The sequence below is a fragment of the Paenibacillus sp. E194 genome (assembly GCF_000935845.1).
Taxonomy (GTDB): Bacteria; Bacillota; Bacilli; order Paenibacillales; family Paenibacillaceae; genus Paenibacillus_B; species Paenibacillus_B alvei_B.
Genome location: NZ_JMDX01000391.1, coordinates 1 through 3,464, shown reverse-complemented (window position 1 = coordinate 3,464; position 3,464 = coordinate 1). Strand labels below are relative to the sequence as shown.

The window sequence follows — 3,464 nt, the reverse complement described above, 5'->3', positions numbered from 1 at the left end:
AAAGACGGCGGTATACGTACCGCCGTCTTTGTTATTCATTGTGTACCTTTTTGCAATTTATATTGGGCTAGCTGATGTCCTTGGTTTATGGAGTATAGATATCCATTGCCTGCATAATGATACTTCTGTCTGTCTTCGTCATTCGGATAATCATACATCGTTTGCAGGGTTTTGGCATTCAGCACCTTTTTCGCATTCTCTGTATGTACCTCGATTTGCTGATCTGGTGTTTCGAAAATAATGGCTACTGGGAGATCCACTTTCACTTCGGCTTTCGCGACAAGTCCTTTGGCATTGAACAAGTTCATTACCCCATCCGCGTATACAACATAGTTCTGTCCGATGGATTGAACTCGTGCATTTCCTGGAATGCTGCGTCCCCACAGTGTTTTCCCTTTAGCGTTCATCGCGATTAACTTATTTCCGCTCTTCGGTACATTCACACGGAGCAGAATATCGCCGTTGTTCATGACCCAGGTTGCTTCATCTACATAGGTAGCTGCCCCACTCGGAAGATTATAGATGAATAGCTTGTTTAATTTCGAACCATACACGGCTAACTTCGAACTCCCGATCTCCCCGATTTGAGACACCACATATTGACCGCCAATGACGTTATATATCTGTCCCAGTGCTACTTCAGCAAGCTTTTTGCCGTTAGCACTATAGGCATATGCTCGTGGTTTGCTTTTCGCTGAGGGTGCAACCTTTCTATCCGGGTCGATTAATAGAATCGTACCATCGTTCATCACATGCACGTCTTCGGCATTTGGGACGGGGATGGTCCAATTGCTTTTACCGGAGGCATTCACGGAGAATAATTTCGTTCCTTGACCATCTTTTACAAGGGCATATACCGAGCCTAACTTGCTATAAGCAATCTTCGTATTCCATGGATAAGGTGTTCCTTTTTGATAAAATGTGAAGGTCCATTTTGGCTTACCGGTGCTCTCATCTACGGCAGTGACAACACCTGCTTCCCATACTTTCGTTTGAGAGGCGATAAAAGTATTTGAAGCCAAATACACGGTCTTAGTGCTCGGAATATGATATGGCGCCTGAGTAAATTGATTTATCTCAGACAAGTCTTTTTGCCAACTTGGCTTCGGCAGCGGTTTGCTTATACTACTAGCTGAGACACTAGTAACAGCACTCAAGCACAATACAACTGCCAACAAGGCACTGCTCCATCTTTTGATCCTTTTGTTCGACAACATGATGTTTCACCACTCCTGTAATGTATGTAACTGCACGAATATATGAACATGTAGTATTTTAACACGGACTCTTCAAATTTTCAGGAAAAATTAAGTCTGTCAGGTAAATGTTCAACTGCTATTGACTGTCAGGCTGTTTGTATCCTGATAATCCTCAAGTAGTTTGGCGAGTGTCACCACTGTGTTGTTGTCAGGAGGCGGTCGGTACAATGTCACCTTAAGATCCGGAGCATCATATACCTGGAACGTAATATGCTCCATCATCATTAGCCCTGCCTTTGGGTGGAGCAATGATTTGGTGCCAATTGGGGTTCCCATGATGTCATGGCGAGGCCACCATTGTTGGAATTCCTTACTATGCTCGATTAATTCTTGGACAAGCTCTTTGTACCAATCCTCTCCTACGTAACATGTGCTGGTAGATCGGAATGAAGCAAGCAGCCGCTTCGCGTGACCCTCCCAATCGACCAGCAGCTCTCGGTAAGAAGCTGATCGAAAACAACGCCATACCGCATTGCGCTCTTTCCCATTCATGGCAGAAAAATCACCAAATACCGCGCAAGCAGCGCGGTTCCAAGCTAACACATCCCATTTATGATCGGTTACGTATGCAGGACAATCCGCCCAATGATCTAGAAAATGCTGCACAACGGTTTGAACATCCGCATGAATCATTTCCGGCTTGTTCGCTGCCGGAGGCTGCTTTAGAGCGAGTAGAAATAGATGATTCTTCTCTTCCGCGCTTAATCGCATAACCCGAAGCGCAAGCCATACTGGTGAGTATTCAATAACAACCCCCTTTCATATACCACTCCATCGATAAGAACTTTTTACTGGAAGTGAATACAAACTCCCTAACATAATTACCTATTTATGTTAATATAGTACGGAGAATAACAATGACATATGATGGATTTCGTAGTACACAACTTACATACTTCTGCATCCAAAATTAGAAGTAAAGGAGCCGTGCTTTCATGACGCAAAAAGGATATATTCCGGCTATGAAGTTCCATTGGTTAACCCCTGTATATGATCCGGTGTTAAAATGGGGTATGAAAGAGAACAAGTTCAAGACACATTTGGTTCAGCAAGGGAATTTGAAGCCAGGTCAACGTATTCTCGATTTAGCTTGTGGAACGGGCACATTGACGTTAATGTTGAAGCAAGCGCAGGGGGAAGTTGAAATTGTAGGGCTTGATGCTGATCCAGAAATATTGGCGATTGCGAAGAATAAGGCAGTACAGAATGAGGTGGACATTGATTTTCAGCAAGGAATGTCCACGGATCTCCCTTTTCCAGATGCCCATTTGGATCACGTTTTTTCAAGTCTCTTTTTCCACCATCTGACCCTCGATATGAAGCGCCGAACGATAGAAGAGCTGCATCGCACCTTGCGCCCTGGCGGGACGATTAACATCATTGATTTTGATAAACCGCAAAACAGTTGGATGAGGCTTGCCTTTTACCCGATTCAATGGCTGGATGGCTTCACAACGACCCGGGATCACGTCCACGGAATTCTTCCTGCATTGTACCAGGAATGTGGATTTGAGAATGTGCAGCAAACCGGTCAGTTTGCGACCATCTTCGGTACACTGCGCTCCTATCGTGCACAGAAGCCGTCAGTATAATGGCCACCTTATTTCCATAACATGTATGAAAATTGTTCTTGATTGTCTGATTCTATTTCTTCTTACTTTAATATAAGGAGGCTTTCTATGAAAAAGATGATCGATAAGAGAGTATTCATGTTGGCCATTGTACTAGTAACCATCCTTGTATCTCCTCTTACCGCCTTTGCTGCTTTAACCGCCCCATCGTTAACGGTTAGTTCTTCGAATGCAGCGTGTACCTTGAGCTGGAATGCGATTAATGGAGCTACAGGTTATGATATCTATCGCAACGGCAATTGGTATAAATGGACAAATACGTTGTCCTACGCTGATACGGGATTGACCAACGGATCGACCTATACGTATGCGGTTGCCGCGCAAAATGACAAGACTAGTCCTGTAGAGACATCCCCGCAAAGCGCCAGCAAAGCTTGCACGCCAACTGCCTCAGGCGGCAGCACATTGCCTGCCCCTACTTTAACGATAAGTGCATCGAATGGAACCTGCAGCTTAAGCTGGAATGCAATCAATGGCGCTACAGGCTACGACGTCTATCGCAACGGCGATTGGTATAAATGGATCAGCGCTTTGTCCTTTTCCGATACGGGATTGACGAACGGAACAACCTATA

At 44.7% G+C, this 3,464-nt stretch carries 3 protein-coding genes and 1 pseudogene; 2 read left to right on the top strand and 2 right to left on the bottom strand.

The features are described 5' to 3' along the window. Nucleotides 1-35: 35 nt before the first annotated feature. The gene (locus tag AZ66_RS27955) at nt 36-1,217 is read right to left on the bottom strand and encodes an outer membrane protein assembly factor BamB family protein (protein WP_231587083.1); all 1,182 of its coding nucleotides are present in this window, start codon (nt 1,215-1,217) and stop codon (nt 36-38) included. Between the two features lie 111 nt (nt 1,218-1,328). Continuing rightward, nucleotides 1,329-1,970 (bottom strand): MmyB family transcriptional regulator, encoded by a 642-nt coding sequence (locus AZ66_RS27950; protein WP_052648913.1) that lies wholly within the window; start codon nt 1,968-1,970, stop codon nt 1,329-1,331. A gap of 224 nt (nt 1,971-2,194) precedes the next feature. On the opposite strand from AZ66_RS27950, the gene AZ66_RS27945 reads away from it, so the two are divergent. Further along, nucleotides 2,195-2,851: a class I SAM-dependent methyltransferase gene (locus tag AZ66_RS27945; protein ID WP_044357905.1), complete on the top strand. Its 657-nt coding sequence runs from the start codon at nt 2,195-2,197 to the stop codon at nt 2,849-2,851. An 87-nt stretch (nt 2,852-2,938) separates the two neighbouring features. Continuing rightward, nucleotides 2,939-3,464 (top strand): annotated as a pseudogene (locus tag AZ66_RS27940) (glycoside hydrolase family 19 protein); the annotation flags it as partial.

What these genes read in the sequence shown, in the direction of transcription:
- AZ66_RS27945 (WP_044357905.1), top strand. Translation starts at nt 2,195, where the DNA reads ATGACGCAAAAAGGATATATTCCGGCTATGAAGTTCCATTGGTTAACC.
- AZ66_RS27950 (WP_052648913.1), bottom strand. Translation starts at nt 1,970, where the DNA reads ATGCGATTAAGCGCGGAAGAGAAGAATCATCTATTTCTACTCGCTCTA.
- AZ66_RS27955 (WP_231587083.1), bottom strand. Translation starts at nt 1,217, where the DNA reads ATGTTGTCGAACAAAAGGATCAAAAGATGGAGCAGTGCCTTGTTGGCA.